The 16,449-nt window shown below is 54.0% G+C and carries 13 protein-coding genes; 9 read left to right on the top strand and 4 right to left on the bottom strand.

Features of this window, described 5'->3' with window-relative positions; translation table 11 throughout:
- Positions 1–244: 244 nt before the first annotated feature.
- From ssuE to ssuB, 5 genes are read left to right on the top strand one after another with little or no spacing between them, the layout of a single operon-like run.
- Positions 245–796, top strand: a complete 552-nt coding sequence (ssuE, locus tag AC07WB_RS06880; protein WP_097094346.1) for an NADPH-dependent FMN reductase — start codon at positions 245–247, stop codon at positions 794–796.
- A gap of 10 nt (positions 797–806) precedes the next feature.
- The gene (locus AC07WB_RS06875) at positions 807–1,775 is read left to right on the top strand and encodes a sulfonate ABC transporter substrate-binding protein (RefSeq protein WP_141400222.1); all 969 of its coding nucleotides are present in this window, start codon (positions 807–809) and stop codon (positions 1,773–1,775) included.
- 2 nt (positions 1,776–1,777) lie between these two features.
- On the top strand, positions 1,778–2,923 hold the full coding sequence (ssuD, locus tag AC07WB_RS06870; protein ID WP_097094347.1) for an FMNH2-dependent alkanesulfonate monooxygenase: 1,146 nt from the start codon (positions 1,778–1,780) through the stop codon (positions 2,921–2,923).
- A gap of 11 nt (positions 2,924–2,934) precedes the next feature.
- Positions 2,935–3,723, top strand: a complete 789-nt coding sequence (gene ssuC / locus AC07WB_RS06865; protein WP_097094348.1) for an aliphatic sulfonate ABC transporter permease SsuC — start codon at positions 2,935–2,937, stop codon at positions 3,721–3,723.
- Positions 3,720–4,511 carry an aliphatic sulfonates ABC transporter ATP-binding protein gene (ssuB, locus tag AC07WB_RS06860; RefSeq protein WP_097094349.1) on the top strand — a complete coding sequence of 264 codons (792 nt, stop codon included), beginning with the start codon at positions 3,720–3,722 and terminating at the stop codon, positions 4,509–4,511. Before ssuC ends, ssuB begins: the two co-directional genes overlap by 4 nt.
- Positions 4,512–4,579: 68 nt before the next feature.
- On the opposite strand, the gene pepN is transcribed toward ssuB, so the two are convergent.
- Positions 4,580–7,195 (bottom strand): aminopeptidase N, encoded by a 2,616-nt coding sequence (pepN, locus tag AC07WB_RS06855; protein ID WP_097094350.1) that lies wholly within the window; start codon positions 7,193–7,195, stop codon positions 4,580–4,582.
- A gap of 253 nt (positions 7,196–7,448) precedes the next feature.
- Between pepN and pncB the strand changes: the two genes are divergently transcribed.
- The 4 genes from pncB (at position 7,449) to AC07WB_RS06835 (ending at position 13,033) form a co-directional block, all read left to right on the top strand.
- The gene (gene pncB / locus AC07WB_RS06850) at positions 7,449–8,654 is read left to right on the top strand and encodes a nicotinate phosphoribosyltransferase (RefSeq protein WP_176519189.1); all 1,206 of its coding nucleotides are present in this window, start codon (positions 7,449–7,451) and stop codon (positions 8,652–8,654) included.
- 152 nt (positions 8,655–8,806) lie between these two features.
- Positions 8,807–10,207 carry an asparagine--tRNA ligase gene (gene asnS, locus AC07WB_RS06845; RefSeq protein ID WP_097094352.1) on the top strand — a complete coding sequence of 467 codons (1,401 nt, stop codon included), beginning with the start codon at positions 8,807–8,809 and terminating at the stop codon, positions 10,205–10,207.
- Between the two features lie 299 nt (positions 10,208–10,506).
- Entirely contained in the window at positions 10,507–11,643 is a 1,137-nt protein-coding gene (ompF, locus tag AC07WB_RS06840) for a porin OmpF (protein WP_097094353.1), read from the top strand.
- 199 nt (positions 11,644–11,842) lie between these two features.
- Entirely contained in the window at positions 11,843–13,033 is a 1,191-nt protein-coding gene (locus AC07WB_RS06835) for an amino acid aminotransferase (RefSeq protein WP_097094354.1), read from the top strand.
- 39 nt (positions 13,034–13,072) lie between these two features.
- Here the strand turns inward: AC07WB_RS06835 and AC07WB_RS06830 are convergent, their stop codons facing one another.
- The 3 genes from AC07WB_RS06830 to ldtD all read right to left on the bottom strand — a co-directional run bounded on the left by AC07WB_RS06830 (position 13,073) and on the right by ldtD (position 16,305).
- Positions 13,073–13,702 (bottom strand): MBL fold metallo-hydrolase, encoded by a 630-nt coding sequence (locus AC07WB_RS06830; protein WP_097094355.1) that lies wholly within the window; start codon positions 13,700–13,702, stop codon positions 13,073–13,075.
- A gap of 36 nt (positions 13,703–13,738) precedes the next feature.
- Positions 13,739–14,290 carry a peptidoglycan L,D-endopeptidase MepK gene (mepK, locus tag AC07WB_RS06825; RefSeq protein ID WP_097094356.1) on the bottom strand — a complete coding sequence of 184 codons (552 nt, stop codon included), beginning with the start codon at positions 14,288–14,290 and terminating at the stop codon, positions 13,739–13,741.
- 188 nt (positions 14,291–14,478) lie between these two features.
- Positions 14,479–16,305: a L,D-transpeptidase gene (gene ldtD, locus AC07WB_RS06820; RefSeq protein ID WP_494940228.1), complete on the bottom strand. Its 1,827-nt coding sequence runs from the start codon at positions 16,303–16,305 to the stop codon at positions 14,479–14,481.
- Positions 16,306–16,449: the final 144 nt, after the last annotated feature.

Genomic DNA, 16,449 nt, shown 5'->3' with positions numbered 1-16,449 from the left:
TAAAACGGTTTTTAAATCATGGTTTGTAATCAATGCTAATGGACTTAACGGCGGGTTTTAAGACTAATCGTAAATGCGTATGCGCTGAAAACTGACTTGTTTTTATCCCCTCTTATTCTTTTTGCATTTTCCACCTTTTGATTGCCGGATAAATCATTTAAGCCATCCCCCCTGCTCTGACAGTATTGAAGCTATCAGTTCTGAATATCAGATAATCAATAACTTTCAGTTATAAGGAGTGACCATGCGGGTTATTACGCTGGCGGGCAGCCCTCGCTTCCCTTCACGCTCTACTGCGCTGCTAAGCCTCTGCCAGCACGCGCTGGAAGCACGCGGTGTTGAGGTGATCCCGTGGAATATTCACAACTTTCAGCCTGAAGATTTGCTCTACGCGCGTTTTGATTCTCCAGCATTAGCTGCTCTAAAAGCCGATTTAGCGCTGGCGGACGGCTTAATCGTCGCCACACCTATTTATAAAGCATCATTTTCAGGGGCGCTGAAAACGCTGCTCGACTTGCTACCTGAGCGCGCGCTGGAGCATAAAGTGGTGCTGCCACTGGCCAGCGGCGGCAGCGCTTCCCATTTGCTCGCGGTTGATTACGCGCTTAAGCCGGTGCTCAACGCGCTCAAGGCGCAGGAAGTTCTGCACGGCGTATTTGCAACGGATGTGCAGATTACCCATTACGATCGTCAACCACAGTTAGATCCGCTGCTGTCACAACGTATAGATGAAGCGTTAGATACGTTCTGGCACGCGCTGCATCGTCGCCACCAACCCTATGCACAAGCGGTATAAAGGAAGCGTTATGAAACGGATAGTAACGGGCTGGCTGATGCCAGCGATGGTCGCTCTGCTCTCTTTAAGCATTACTGCACACGCCGCTGATGCTCCCGAGCAACTGCGCATCGGTTATCAGAAAGGTTCAGTGAGCATGGTATTAGCGAAAAGCCATAAGCTACTGGAGCAGCGTTTTCCACACACGCAAATTAAATGGGTGGAATTCCCGGCTGGCCCGCAGATGCTGGAAGCGCTCAACGTCGACAGTATTGATTTAGGCAGTACCGGCGATATTCCACCGCTGTTTGCGCAGGCCGCCGGTGCGGATCTACTTTACGTCGGCTCCGAGCCGCCTAAACCGCAGGCAGAAGTGATTCTGGTGCCAAAGGACAGCCCGATTCACAGCGTAGCCGACCTCAAAGGCCGCAAAGTGGCATTCCAGAAAGGCTCCAGCTCGCACAACCTGCTGTTGCGCGCACTGGAGCAAGCTGGGCTGAGTTTTAAAGACATTCAGCCAACCTATCTGACTCCCGCCGACGCGCGCGCCGCGTTCCAGCAAGGTGACGTGGATGCCTGGGCGATTTGGGATCCCTACTACTCGGCTGCCCTGCTGCAAGGCAACGTACGCGTGCTGGTTGACGGCAGCAAACTCAATCAAACCGGCTCCTTCTATTTAGCGACGCGCAAATACACCGAGGCGAACGGGGCATTCGTACAGCACGTGTTGAATACCTTCAGCGATGCCGATGCATTAACCCGCAGCCAACGCGACCAAAGTATTGATTTACTGGCACAGGCGATGGGCTTGCCGAAACCGGTCATTGCCAGCTATCTCGACCATCGTCCGCCTACCACTATTACGCCGGTCAGCGCCCATACCGCGCAGGCCCAACAGCAAACGGCCGATCTGTTTTATGCCAATCATCTGATGCCGGTGAAAGTGAATATCGCTGACCGCATCTGGCAGCCACAATCTGCCCAGCCGAAAGGAAATTAATCATGAGCGTATCCGTATTTTGGTTTCTCCCGACTCACGGCGATGGTCACTATCTTGGCACCGCGGAAGGCGCGCGCCCGGTTGATCATGGTTACCTGCAACAGATTGCCCAGGCGGCAGATCGTCTCGGCTTCGGCGGGGTGCTGATTCCCACCGGCCGCTCCTGTGAAGATGCCTGGCTGGTGGCGGCTTCATTAATCCCGGTCACCCAGCGTCTGCGTTTCCTGGTGGCGCTGCGCCCGGGGGTGATTTCGCCGACTCAGGCGGCGCGTCAGGCGGCCACGCTCGATCGGCTGTCGAATGGCCGTGCGCTGTTTAATCTGGTGACCGGCGGCGATCCGGAAGAGCTTGCTGGCGATGGCGTGTTTCTCGATCACCGTGAACGCTATGAAGAGTCTGCCGAATTTACTCGCGTCTGGCGTCGCGTTTCGGAAGGTGAAACCGTCGATTACGATGGCAAGCACGTCAAAGTGCGCGGTGCGCGCCTGATGTTTAAGCCGGTGCAGCAACCGCGTCCGCCGCTGTGGTTTGGCGGATCGTCGGATGCGGCACAGGATCTGGCCGCCGAGCAGGTGGATGTTTATCTCACCTGGGGCGAGCCGCCGGCGTTAGTAAAGGAGAAGATTGAACAAGTGCGTGCCAAAGCCGCCGCGCAGGGACGCACCGTCCGCTTCGGCATTCGCCTGCATGTGATTGTGCGTGAAACCAATGAAGAAGCCTGGCAAGCAGCGGACCGCCTCATCGCCCATCTCGACGATGCCACCATTGCCAAAGCGCAAGCCGCATTTGCGCGTACCGATTCGGTTGGACAGCAGCGCATGGCCGCACTTCACGGTGGCCGGCGCGATAAGCTGGAGATCAGCCCGAATCTGTGGGCCGGTGTTGGCCTGGTTCGTGGTGGCGCAGGCACGGCGCTGGTGGGCGATGGCCCAACCGTGGCGGCACGCATGCAGGAGTACAGCGATCTCGGCATCGAAACCTTTATTCTCTCTGGCTATCCGCATCTGGAAGAAGCTTATCGCGTGGGTGAGCTGCTGTTCCCGCACCTCGATCTGGCGATTCCGCAAGTGCCACAGCCGCGTGTGATGCAGGCGCACGGCGAAGCGGTAGCCCATGATTTCACGCCGCAAAAAGTGTCGCAGAGCTAAAGGAGCCGAGGATGGCAAACGTAAAAAAACAGCTGGGTAATGCCGTGCTGCCCTGGGTGTTACCGGTGGTGCTGATCGCGTTGTGGCAACTGGCATCGCAGGTGGGTTGGCTGTCGACGCGTATTTTGCCGTCGCCGGAAAATATCCTCATCACCTTCTGGAAACTGACGGTGAGCGGTGAGCTGTGGCAGAACCTGGCCATCAGCAGCTGGCGCGCCGCCATTGGTTTTGCCATCGGCGGCTCCATTGGTTTGATTCTGGGATTAATCACCGGCACATCACGTGTGGGTGAACGCCTGTTGGATACTTCCGTACAGATGCTGCGTAACGTGCCGCATTTGGCGCTGATCCCGCTGGTCATTTTGTGGTTCGGCATCGACGAATCCGCAAAAATTTTTCTCGTGGCCCTCGGCACCCTGTTTCCAATTTACCTGAACACGTATCACGGTATTCGTAATATTGACCGTGGCCTGGTGGAGATGGCGCGTAGCTATGGTTTATCCGGCTGGAGCCTGTTCATTCAGGTCATTCTGCCGGGTGCGCTACCTTCTATTATGGTTGGCGTGCGTTTTGCTCTTGGCCTGATGTGGTTGACGCTGATTGTGGCCGAAACCATTTCAGCCAACTCCGGCATCGGTTATCTGGCGATGAATGCCCGCGAATTCCTGCAAACCGATGTGGTGGTGGTAGCCATCATTCTCTATGCCCTGCTCGGCAAATTGGCCGACGTCGCGGCACAACTGCTTGAGCGCGTGTGGCTGCGCTGGCATCCGGCTTACCAATTAAAGGAGAACGCATGAGCAACGCAACCCTAAATCCGGCGCGTTTGAATCGCGGTACGCCGGTTGGTGTGAATGGTGTCAGCAAGCAATATGGCGATCGCACCATCCTGAACAATATTGATCTGCATATTCCGTCCGGGCAATTTGTCGCGGTGGTGGGTCGCAGCGGCTGCGGTAAAAGTACCCTGCTGCGCCTATTAGCTGGCCTGGAATCGACTACGCGCGGTGCGCTGCTGGCGGGCAACGCGCCGTTATCGCAAGCACGTGAAGATACGCGTTTGATGTTCCAGGATTCACGTCTGCTGCCGTGGAAAAAGGTGATTGATAACGTTGGGCTCGGGCTAAAAGGTCGCGAATGGCGAGCCGCCGCCCTGGAAGCGCTGGAGGCCGTTGGCCTTGCCGATCGTGCTAACGAGTGGCCGGCAGCATTGTCCGGTGGCCAGAAACAGCGCGTGGCGCTGGCGCGTGCGTTGATTCATCGTCCCGGTTTGCTGCTGCTTGATGAGCCGCTGGGGGCGCTGGATGCGTTAACGCGTATTGAAATGCAGGGCTTGATTGAGTCCTTGTGGCAGCAGCATAACTTTACCGTGCTGCTGGTGACGCACGATGTCAGCGAAGCCGTCGCCATCGCCGATCGCGTTTTGCTGATTGAAGAAGGAAAGATTGGTCTGGATTTGATCGTCGACTTGCCGCGTCCGCGCCGTCGCGGCTCTGCGCGTCTGGCGGAACTTGAAGCCGAAGTGCTGGATCGCGTGATGAAACGGGGTTCATCGGAGCAGCCGCTGAAGTTTGCGCAGCAGAGTTGAAAAAGGTGCGCATAAATGCGCACCCGGTAAAATCCGCGTAGGGTCGCCATTCATGGCGACCACTATGATTAAGCGTTCAATGCCTTCGTGATCTTCTCGTACAAATCCCCCGACAGCTTATCCAGCCCTTTCAACGTCTCCAGCGCCTTACGCATCAGCGCCTGACGATCGGCATCGTAACGTTTCAGACGAATTAATGGCTCGATCATGCGCGCAGCAACTTGCGGATTGCGCGTATTGAGATCGGTCAACATCTCCACCAGGAACTGATAACCGCTGCCATCTTTGGCGTGGAATGCCGCCGGATTAGCGGAAGCAAATGCACCAATCAGCGAACGAATACGGTTCGGGTTGCCCATGGTGAACGAGCGGTGATGCAGCAGTTCGCGCACCTTGCTCAGCACGTCCGCCGCCGGGCTGGTGGCTTGCAGCACAAACCATTTGTCCATCACCAAACCATCCTGATGCCAGCGCTCGTCGTAAGCGGCCAGCAGCGTATCGCGGCATGGCAGATTTGCTGCAACTGCCGCGGACAGCGCTGCTAACGCATCGGTCATGTTGTTCGCCTGCTGATATTGCGCCTGCACCAATTTGTCCGCTTGGGCAGCATCGGCAAAGGCCAGATAACCGAGGCAGACATTTTTCAACGTGCGCTTGCCAATTTCTGCATGCTCAATTTTATATTCGCTACTTTGGTTGGCCAGATAGAGCGCAAAGAACTCGTCATTTAACTCAGTGGCGAGCGTACGCACCAGCGCATCGCGCACCGCAGCAATGGCCAGGGGATCGATGACATCAAACAGTTCAGCAATTTCATTCTCAGACGGCAGCGAAAGAATCAACGCTTTCAGCGCCGGATCGCCCTGCTCATCCAGCAGCACCGCGCGGAACGCATCGGCGACATGCAGCGGCAGCGACAGCGGCTGGCCCTGCTGATGACGTGCGACGTTCAGGCGAATGTAGGTTGCCAGCAGGCTTTGCGCCGCATCCCAGCGGGCAAAATCGTTGCGTGCGTGACGCATCAGAAAGGTGAGCTGCGCATCGCTCCATTTGTAGTCAAGCTTCACCGGCGCGGAGAATTCGCGCAGCAGTGAGGGCACCGGCTGGAAATACACCTTGTCGAAGATGAAGGTCTGGAACTCTTCGGTAACATTCAGCACATGATGCACCGGATGACCGTTGTGCTGCAGCGGGATCACGTTGCCTTCATTATCATACAGCTCGATATCCAGCGGAATGTGCAGCGGCAGCTTCTCTTTCTGCTCGGCGGTGGCTGGCGTACGTTGCGTGACGTGCAGCGTGTACTGCTCCAGCTCAGGATTGTAGTCATCGCGTACCGTCAGGATCGGCGTACCCGCCTGGCTGTACCAGCGACGGAACTGAGACAGATCGACATTCGACGCATCTTCCATCGCCTGCACGAAATCATCACAGGTTGCAGCGCTACCATCATGGCGTTCGAAGTACAGCTGCATCCCTTTCTGGAAATTCTCTTCGCCCAGCAGAGTGTGCATCATGCGGATCACTTCCGAACCTTTCTCGTACACCGTTAAGGTGTAGAAGTTGTTCATCTCGATCACCTGATCCGGGCGGATCGGATGCGCCATCGGGCTGGCATCTTCCGCAAACTGCGCGCCGCGCATCACACGCACGTTATCGATACGATTAACCGCGCGTGAGCCCAGGTCTGAACTGAACTCCTGATCGCGGAACACCGTTAGCCCTTCTTTCAGGCTAAGCTGGAACCAGTCGCGGCAGGTCACGCGGTTACCGGTCCAGTTATGGAAATATTCGTGACCGATAACCGCTTCAATACCGAGATAATCTTTGTCGGTGGCCGTTTCGGCTTTTGCCAGCACGTATTTGGAGTTAAAGACGTTGAGGCCTTTATTCTCCATCGCACCCATGTTGAAGAAATCCACCGCGACGATCATAAAGATGTCGAGGTCGTACTCAAGATTGAAGCGCTCTTCATCCCACTTCATGCTGGCTTTCAGTGACGTCATCGCCCAGTCGGCGCGATCGAGATTGCCGCGGTCGACAAAGATTTCCAGCGCCACATCGCGGCCCGAACGGGTGGTAAAACTGTCGCGTAGTACGTCAAAATCTCCGGCCACCAGCGCAAACAGGTAGCAGGGTTTCGGGAAAGGATCCTGCCACTTCACCCAATGGCGGCCATCTTCATGGCGTCCGCTCTCCAGCTTATTGCCGTTTGACAGCAAATAAGGATAGCGTGCGGCATCCGCAATAATGGTGGTGGTGAAACGCGCCAGCACATCCGGGCGATCAAGATACCAGGTAATATGGCGGAAACCTTCCGCTTCACACTGCGTGCAAAGCGCCTCGCCGGACTGGTATAACCCTTCCAGCGCGGTATTTTTATCCGGGTGGATGTCATTAATGATGGCCAGCGTAAAATTGTCCGGCAGCTGGCTGATGAACAACGCGCCCTCTTCCTGGCGGTAATGCGGCCACGGATTGCCATCCACTGCCAGCGATACCAGCGTAAGATCTTCACCATCCAGACGCAGATCCGCATCCGCCGCGCCGAGTCGCTTCACCTGGCTCACCGCGGTAACGCGCGTTGCGGCGGCATCCAGATCAAAAGTCAGGTCGATATCGGTAATGGTGTAATCCGGCGCACGGTAATCGTGGCGATATTTAATTTGCGGCTGTTGCGTCATAAATCCTTCTCGCATCTTTTAATCGTTAATATGTTGACCCGTCAAAGTCTAAGCGGGTTGTGCCTTCGTTGCCACGTACAATGCGTGCGTTCGTTGAAAAGGCTACAATTCATTAACAATGGCACAAATGACCCTCGACCTGCCACCCGCAATTATGGTGTGATCGCGGTCATTACTGTTTTATACTCCTGCGTCTTTATGACTTTGTTGAACACCGGGCTCTGCTCCGCGGAAGAGGATGCTGAAACGCACCATGACTGGACATGCTTCCCCGATTTTAACCACGCTGCTTGATACCGATGCGTACAAGCTTCATATGCAGCAGGCCGTATATCATCGCTATTACGATGTCCCGGTGACGGCTGAATTTCGCTGCCGTGGCGATGAACTGCTGGGCTTCTATGCGGACGAGATCCGTGAACAGATTGAAACCCTGCAAGCGCTCGCACTGAGTGACGATGAATACCACTACCTCAGCGGTCTCCCTTTCTTTCAAACCGATTACGTTAACTGGCTGCGCCAGTTCCGCCTCGATCCTTCGCAGGTTAATGTGCGTAACGATCATGGCCGGCTGACGATTCAGATTCATGGCCCATGGCGCGAAGTCATCCTGTGGGAAGTCCCGCTGCTGGCGTTGATCAGTGAAGTCGTGCATCGTCATCGTACCCCGCAAATGGGCGTGGAGCAGGCGGTATCGCATTTGCAGCGCAAGCTGGTGGATTTCCGTGAGCAGGTTGGCGATTTGGATATGTCGCGCTTCCAGCTGATGGATTTCGGCACGCGACGCCGCTACTCCAAAGCGGTGCAGGAAGCGATAGTCAGCACGCTGAAAACCGAATTTCCGTGGCTGGTGGGGACCAGCAACTACGATTTGGCTCGTCGCCTGCAGCTCAATCCGGTGGGTACGCAAGCGCATGAGTGGTTCCAGGCGCATCAGCAAATCAGCCCGGTGCTGGCGAATAGCCAACGCGCCGCGCTGCAATCCTGGCTGGATGAGTATGACGATCAATTGGGCATCGCGCTGACCGACTGCATCACCATGGATGCCTTCTTGCGCGATTTTGGTCCAGGCTTTGCCCATCGTTATCAGGGCCTGCGCCATGACTCCGGCGATCCGGTGGAATGGGGTGAAAAAGCCATTGCGCACTATCAGCGTTTGGATATTGATCCGAAAAGTAAAACGCTGGTGTTCTCAGATAATCTTAATCTGGATAAAGCGCTGGCGCTCTATCGCCACTTTGGTCAACGTGCGAATGTGGTGTTCGGCATCGGTACGCGCCTGACGTGCGACATTCCCGGCGTTACGCCTCTGAACATCGTGATTAAACTGGTGAGCTGCAATGGCAAACCGGTGGCAAAGCTTTCCGACAGCCCCGGCAAAACCATTTGTCAGGATAAAGCCTTTGTACGCGCCCTGCGTAAGGCCTTTGATCTCCCGCTGGTCAAAAGAGCCAGCTAATTCTTAATGCAGGGTGCTTGCACCCTGCTCCTCGTCAACAAATCTCCCTTTCTCCTGCCAATTTTGCTTGTTTCCTGTTGGCTCACAAGTAACATAGCAAAACCCCGGAAAAGGGGCTTTTTATCAACCTCCTTATATAAAGAGAGAAATTTATGAGCGTAGTGCCTGTAGCGGATGTACTGCACGGCCGTGTCGCGGTTGACAGTGAAGTCACCGTACGTGGTTGGGTGCGTACCCGAAGAGATTCAAAAGCCGGTCTTTCCTTTATCGCCGTTTATGACGGTTCCTGCTTTAATCCCGTTCAGGCTGTCGTCAATAATTCTCTGAATAATTATCAGGACGAAGTCCTGCGTCTGACCACCGGTTGCTCGGTAATCATTACCGGCAAAGTGGTGGAATCCCCGGGCGAAGGCCAGGCGTTTGAACTGCAGGCGACCCAGGTTGAGGTCACCGGCTGGGTTGATGATCCGGATACCTACCCGATGGCGGCCAAACGTCACAGCATCGAATATCTGCGTGAAGTCGCCCATTTACGCCCGCGTACTAACCTCGTGGGTGCCGTGGCGCGCGTGCGTCATACGCTGGCGCAGGCGCTGCATCGCTTCTTCCATGAAAACGGCTATTTCTGGGTGTCGACCCCGCTGATCACCGCATCGGACACCGAAGGCGCAGGCGAGATGTTCCGCGTTTCCACGCTGGATCTGGAGAACCTGCCGCGCGACCCGCAGGGAAAAATAGATTTCGACAAAGATTTCTTCGGCAAAGAAGCCTTCCTGACCGTATCGGGTCAGCTCAACGCTGAGACCTATGCCTGCGCGCTCTCCAAGGTGTACACCTTCGGTCCGACTTTCCGTGCGGAAAACTCCAATACCAGTCGTCACCTGGCGGAATTCTGGATGCTGGAACCGGAAGTCGCTTTTGCCACGCTGGATGATGCGGCCGCGCTGGCTGAAGCCATGCTGAAGTACGTATTCCAGGCCGTGCTGAATGAACGCGCCGATGATATGGCGTTCTTTGCTGAGCGTGTAGACAAAGATGCGGTTGCCCGTCTTGAACGTTTCGTTCAGACCGACTTTGCGCAGGTGGATTACACCGATGCGGTAGAGATTCTCCTGAAGAGCGGCCAGACCTTCGAGAACCCGGTTTCATGGGGTGTGGATTTGTCATCCGAGCACGAACGTTATCTCGCAGAGCAGCACTTCAAAGCGCCGGTCGTTGTGAAAAATTACCCGAAAGACATCAAAGCCTTCTACATGCGTATGAACGACGATGGCAAAACCGTAGCGGCGATGGATGTGCTGGCGCCGGGTATCGGCGAAATCATCGGTGGTTCACAACGTGAAGAGCGTCTGGATGTGCTAGATGCGCGACTGGCAGAAATGGGCCTCAATAAAGAAGATTATTGGTGGTATCGTGACCTGCGTCGTTACGGCACCGTGCCACATGCTGGCTTTGGATTAGGTTTCGAACGATTAATCGCCTATGTCACTGGCGTACAAAATGTAAGGGATGTTATCCCCTTCCCACGTACTCCACGCAATGCGAATTTCTAAATTTCGCGATTAATTATAAGTAATTCATATATATAAAGAGGTCGGCTTAGCCGGCCTTTTTTTATTTTTGTAAATTTAGAGTTCTCTCACAAAGTTCCCGGATTTTTACAAATTGTCATACAATTTTTCCTTTTGATACTTAATTGCGAGATTTGAATCATCTTCGGGCTAGAATTAGCAACCCCGTGATGGAAAGATGCGTGCAGACACAGGAGACATCAAACTTCTCTCAAGGTTCTGTAAAGATTTCTTGGCAGCAGTGGCAGATGTCCAAATAACTCCAATGAGGGTAATAAAAAATGATGAAGCGCAACATTCTTGCAGTGGTTATCCCTGCTCTGTTAGCTGCCGGCGCAGCAAACGCAGCAGAAATCTATAATAAAGACGGCAACAAGCTGGACCTGTACGGTAAAGCTGTTGGTCTGCACTACTTCTCGGATGACGCTGGCAGCGACGGCGACCAGACTTATGTTCGCTTCGGCTTCAAGGGTGAAACTCAGATTAATGACCAGCTGACCGGTTACGGCCAGTGGGAATACAACGTTCAGGCTAACAACTCTGAAGGTTCTGATGCACAAGACGGCAACAAAACCCGTCTGGGCTTCGCAGGTCTGAAATTTGGCGATGCGGGTTCAATCGACTACGGCCGTAACTACGGTGTAGTTTACGATGCAATCGGCTGGACTGACGTACTGCCAGAATTCGGTGGCGACTCAGGTTACTCAGACAACTTCATGAACGGTCGTAGCACCGGTCTGCTGACCTACCGTAACACCAACTTCTTCGGTCTGGTTGACGGCTGGAACTTCGCTGCACAGTACCAGGGCAAAAACGATCGCTCTGATATCCGTCGTGCAAACGGTGACGGCTATGGCCTGTCAACCTCTTACACCTCACCAATCGGTGTAGGTATTGCTGCAGCATATAGCAGCAGCGACCGTACTAACCTCCAATCTGCTGGTTCTGTCGTAAATAGCGATGGTGATGTTGTAGCGACTGGCGTTGGTGCTGGTAAACGTGCTGAAAACTGGGCAACCGCTCTGAAATATGACGCTAACAACGTTTACCTGGCCGCAATGTACGGTGAAACCCGTAACTCAACGCCAATTTCAGGTGCAACAGCCACATTGGCTGATGGCACTCAGGCTACCGTTTCTGGCTTCGCTAACAAAGCTCAGAACTTCGAAGTGGTTGCACAGTACCAGTTCGACTTCGGTCTGCGTCCGTCCATCGCCTACGTTCAGTCTAAAGGCAAAGACATCGAAGGCGTTGGCGATGCTGACCTGGTTAAATACATCGATGTGGGCGCAACCTACTACTTCAACAAAAACATGGCTACCTACGTTGATTACAAAATCAACCAGTTGGATGACAACAACCCACTGGGTCTGGCTACCGACGACGTAGTGGCTGTTGGTCTGGTATACCAGTTCTAATCACTCGATTAGCAACGCGGATTACCTAAAAACGGAGCCTTCGGGCTCCGTTTTGCTATTCAGTGATCGGCTTCTCAATTAGCGCCACTACTTTATACACGGGAGTTATTTCTTTTTTATTTCAGCGGTTGGAAATCTTCTCGTCTGACGCTAACCTGATAGCTCATTTCGCTAAAGTTCACCCAAACGGAACTGACTCATGTTTGAATCGATCTCTGCCGCACCCGCCGATCCTATTCTTGGACTGGCTGACCTTTTTCGCGCCGATGACCGCCCGAATAAAATCAACCTTGGTATTGGCGTCTATAAAGATGAAACCGGTAAAACGCCGGTGCTTACCAGCGTTAAGAAAGCCGAGCAGTATCTGCTGGAAAACGAAACCACCAAGAATTACCTGAGCATTGATGGTCTGGCAGATTTCGCGCGGTGTACACAGGAGCTACTGTTCGGAAAAGAGAGCTCGCTGATTTCTGACGGTCGCGCCACAACAGCACAGACGCCAGGCGGCACCGGAGCCCTGCGCGTTGCAGCCGATTTTCTGGCGAATCAAACCAGCGTAAAACGCGTTTGGGTGAGCAACCCTAGCTGGCCAAACCATAAGAATGTGTTCAACGCTGCCGGTCTGGAAGTGTGCGAATACCACTATTACGACGCAGCAAGCCATAGCCTTGATTTCGATGGCATGGTGGCATCGCTGCAGGAAGCCAAAGCGGGCGACGTGGTGCTGTTCCACGGCTGCTGCCATAACCCAACCGGCGTTGATCCTTCTGCAGAGCAGTGGCAGCAACTGGCGCAGCTGTCGCAAGAGAAAGGCTGGCTACCGCTGTTCGATTTCGCTTACCAGGGTTTCGCTCGTGGTCTGGATGAAGATGCGGAAGGCTTGCGTATTTTTGCCGCCTCTCACCAGGAACTGATTGTTGCCAGCTCCTTCTCGAAGAACTTTGGTTTATACAACGAGCGCGTAGGCGCGTTAACGTTAGTTGCAGCTAACAGCGACATCGCAAAAACGGCGTTCAGCCAGGTGAAATACACCATTCGCGCCAACTATTCAAACCCGCCTTCACACGGTGCGGCAGTGGTGGCGACAATCCTCAGCAATGAGGCATTGCGTACTATCTGGGTTCAAGAGCTAACCGATATGCGTCAGCGTATCCAGCGTATGCGTCAGCTGTTTGTGAATACGCTAGCGGAGAAAGGTGCTAAGCAAGACTTTAGCTTTATCATCAAGCAAAACGGTATGTTCTCGTTCAGCGGCCTGACCAAAGATCAGGTGGTACGTTTGCGTGAGGAGTTCGGCGTTTACGCCGTGAACTCCGGTCGCGTTAACGTGGCGGGAATGACGCCAGACAATATGTCTGCGCTATGTGAGGCGATTGTCGCGGTGCTGTAATCCTTTTCAGCGAATAAATGGGCCATATTGGCCCATTTTTTATTGCAGGAACGGATTGCTGATACGTTCACGGCCGAGCGTTGAGATAGGTCCATGACCCGGCACGAAGGTGATGTCATCGCCGAGCGGCAGCAGCTTGGTTTTAATCGCGTCGATCAAATCGCTGTGGCTACCCTGTGGAAAATCGGTACGTCCCACGCCACCGTTGAAAATCACATCGCCTGAAATGAGCAGACGCCCCGCGCGATCCAGCAACACAATATGCCCCGGCGTATGACCCGGACAAAGCAGCACTTCCAGTGTGATGTTGCCCAGCTGCACGGTTTCGCCCTCTTCCAGCCAGCGATCGGGAGTAAGCGGTGCGCATTCAGGTAAACCAAACATACGGCTTTGCGTGGGCAGATTATCCAGCCAGAAGGCGTCAAGCGGGTGCGGGCCGACAATCGGCACCTGGTAATGTGCGGCGAGTTCAGCAGCAGCACCTACGTGATCGAGATGTCCATGCGTAAGCAGGATCTGTGACGGCGTTAAACCGCGTTCTGCCAGCACAGCTTTAATGGTTTCCGCATCACCGCCGGGATCGACTAAGGCCGCTTGTTGGGTTTCGTCATCCCAAATCACTGAGCAGTTCTGGGAAAAGGCGGTAACCGGAATAATTTGGTAATTCATAGCGCTCCATGACCGACACACGCAGCGCTGCCGGTATCAGGACCAGTGCCTTGCAGGCCCGGTATCTATGTGTACGAAGTTGCTGCGCGGGTAATATCCTACACCACCAGCGCGCATAGATAACGCCGCTTTGCGAACATTGCTCAATGAAATCCCTTCAATATGGAAATCCATCGCTTGTCCTTTGGTGTGATAACTATGCTTGGCGACGCCCGGCCCTGATTCACGCAACATATTATTGGTTGCCAGCGTGCGATATCCCGAAATGAGCTGCACCGGTTTACGCGTATCAAGCAGCGCCTGCAGGCGATAAAGCTGATCAAAAAGATGGGGATCGATGTTCTTCACCTGATTAGCACGATAATCGCGGAAGAAGTGATTTAAGCGGACTAACTCATCCTTGTCATAACGCTTACCGTTGAAAAACTCAGTTTTAAGGGTTTCACCGGTGTGAAGGTTACTAAGCGTCAATACTCGAGGGCGGGAGGTGGAAAGCGAAGCCAGTGCGGAGCCAGGAAGCAGTGATAAGCCTGCTGCTGCCCCTCCAATCAGGAGTAATCGACGACGTTGAGAATCAAAATTAGCCATGAAGCGGAGTTACCTAATCTAAAGCGGATAAAATATGTGCGAAAAGTACACAAGGCCGAACATTAACCGCAGCCAAAATCTCAGTCAACCCGGAATACGGCTCAGAATGAGCAAAACCCGCGCGAAGTCAAATTTTCGCCACGGGTTTTGAAGAGTTTACGCCGCTAAGAAAACAGCCAAATCAAGCACTAGAGCAGCAGTTGCCCCGCTTTTTTGAGTGCCTGACTGCCTGAACGGGCAGGATTATCATAATTGTAAATATCTGTACGATATTGCGGTTGCCCATCATCTGCCACCCAGGCGGTTAAATAGTAAAGGTTGACCGGAATGCGATGACGAATCGGCACATAGCGAGTATCACCCTGTTTCAGCGTGTCTGAAATACGACCATCATTCCAGCCGACATCCTGCAGCAGAAGGTCGGCCAATTCCGAGGCTTTATTAACGCGTACGCAGCCCGAGCTAAGCGCACGAATATCACGCTGGAACAGCGCATGATTTGGCGTATCGTGCAGATAAATGGCATCCGAACTAGGCATATTGAACTTGTAACGTCCCAGTGAGTTGGTCGCGCCCGGCGCCTGACGAATGCGGTAAGGGAAATTCGCGGCTGACACCATGTGCCAATCAATCATCGACGGATCGATCACCTCGGCGTCCGCACTCCAGCCCGACAGCAAGGTATAGCCATGCTTATACAGATAAGAGGGGTCCTGCTTCACCTTCGGCACAATATCCTGACGCACCAGGGTTGTCGGCACGTTCCACGGCGGGTTAAGCACCACATTATTCAGCGCGCTGCGCATTAGCGGCGTTTTACGATCGGGACGACCTACAATTACCCGTGACGACAGGATAGTGGCACCATTGTTGTAGTAGGTGAGGGAATAGTTGGGAATATTCACCATGATGCCATTATGCATATCATCCGGCAGTAGTCGCAGGCGCTGGATATTCAGCGCCAGCAGCGATGCTCGCATCTGTGGTGGCACATTCAGCCACTCACGTGTGCGCGGGCCAATCGCGCCATCATCGGCCAATCCTTGCCAGTGCTGGAAGCGTTTCACCCCCTCCACTAGCGCGGTGTCATACACGTTAGGGCCGGATGCTGTCGGATCTGCAGCAACATTATTGGCCACTTCAGGTGTTGTGGCGAGAGCCGAACCGGCATCAATATCATCAAAGTTTGCAGCAGACGGACTGATCGCCACCGGCTGATTGCTTTGCCCCACCGGAACGGGTGCCGTAGGCACCGCATCTTCCGCCGGCGTTGGTGTCGTACTGTGGCTGGCGGTTAACATGCCGGTACGTTGCAGAATCTCGCGCAGCGCAGGCACGTCATTACTGATTTGCCCCGGGCGCAGCGTAGCGCTGTCGCGTAGTTGCGGCCACGGACGATTATCAGTTAGTAACATTTTCAACGCGTTGTGCATGGGCGCATATTGTGGATGCTGCGGCTGCAGTGAAACGACAAATGTACGGCTGTTACCGGCATTGACCGCATTCTGCCATTGGTTAATAGCCGCCAGCGTTGGCATGGTCAACTTATAGGGCACATTGCTGTAAAGCCAGGTTTCACCCTGCGTTGGTACATTCGCTACAAATTGCAGGTAGCCCAGCATGGCATCGCTGAGCACGATATCGCGCGCTAAGCCTTTAATGTTGGGATTCGTTAACCGCTCTACCCACCGGGTAAACTGCGGCTGTACACCGGAGAGTGCGACTTCCGCCAGCTGCTGCTGGAAAACCTGCACTGCCTGCTGGTCTTGCCATAACGGCGCCATATCGCGCGCCGCATAAATGCCCGCAAGGCCAGGTAAATAGAAAGGTTGTTCAGTTGGGCTAAACGCCTGCTGGATCTGCTGCTGGCTCGCAGCAACCGAGAGGGTATTGTGCGTTGACTTCGGCAACGTTGAGGTGATCGCCGCATAGCTTACTGCTAACGGAGACAACAGCAGTGATAAACCGAGTGCTACTGCAGCACGACTCATTTTGATCTTATTGTTTAGCAACATCCCTGCCCCCTTCTCACCAAAGACACGGCGCCCTGTAATCGCCATGTACAGCCACACTCTTAATATTGAGTATACGAATAAAAAACGGCATCTGCCTCTGAGTGCAAATGCCGCTTACAGATTAAACGTAGTGCCGTTTTTTAA

Source organism: Pantoea sp. GW821-FHT03E06, assembly GCF_059420725.1.
This window is presented reverse-complemented; position numbering and strand designations above follow the sequence as displayed.

What these genes read in the sequence shown, in the direction of transcription:
- ssuE (WP_097094346.1), top strand. Translation starts at nt 245, where the DNA reads ATGCGGGTTATTACGCTGGCGGGCAGCCCTCGCTTCCCTTCACGCTCT.
- AC07WB_RS06875 (WP_141400222.1), top strand. Translation starts at nt 807, where the DNA reads ATGAAACGGATAGTAACGGGCTGGCTGATGCCAGCGATGGTCGCTCTG.
- ssuD (WP_097094347.1), top strand. Translation starts at nt 1,778, where the DNA reads ATGAGCGTATCCGTATTTTGGTTTCTCCCGACTCACGGCGATGGTCAC.
- ssuC (WP_097094348.1), top strand. Translation starts at nt 2,935, where the DNA reads ATGGCAAACGTAAAAAAACAGCTGGGTAATGCCGTGCTGCCCTGGGTG.
- ssuB (WP_097094349.1), top strand. Translation starts at nt 3,720, where the DNA reads ATGAGCAACGCAACCCTAAATCCGGCGCGTTTGAATCGCGGTACGCCG.
- pepN (WP_097094350.1), bottom strand. Translation starts at nt 7,195, where the DNA reads ATGACGCAACAGCCGCAAATTAAATATCGCCACGATTACCGTGCGCCG.
- pncB (WP_176519189.1), top strand. Translation starts at nt 7,449, where the DNA reads ATGACTGGACATGCTTCCCCGATTTTAACCACGCTGCTTGATACCGAT.
- asnS (WP_097094352.1), top strand. Translation starts at nt 8,807, where the DNA reads ATGAGCGTAGTGCCTGTAGCGGATGTACTGCACGGCCGTGTCGCGGTT.
- ompF (WP_097094353.1), top strand. Translation starts at nt 10,507, where the DNA reads ATGATGAAGCGCAACATTCTTGCAGTGGTTATCCCTGCTCTGTTAGCT.
- AC07WB_RS06835 (WP_097094354.1), top strand. Translation starts at nt 11,843, where the DNA reads ATGTTTGAATCGATCTCTGCCGCACCCGCCGATCCTATTCTTGGACTG.
- AC07WB_RS06830 (WP_097094355.1), bottom strand. Translation starts at nt 13,702, where the DNA reads ATGAATTACCAAATTATTCCGGTTACCGCCTTTTCCCAGAACTGCTCA.
- mepK (WP_097094356.1), bottom strand. Translation starts at nt 14,290, where the DNA reads ATGGCTAATTTTGATTCTCAACGTCGTCGATTACTCCTGATTGGAGGG.
- ldtD (WP_494940228.1), bottom strand. Translation starts at nt 16,305, where the DNA reads ATGTTGCTAAACAATAAGATCAAAATGAGTCGTGCTGCAGTAGCACTC.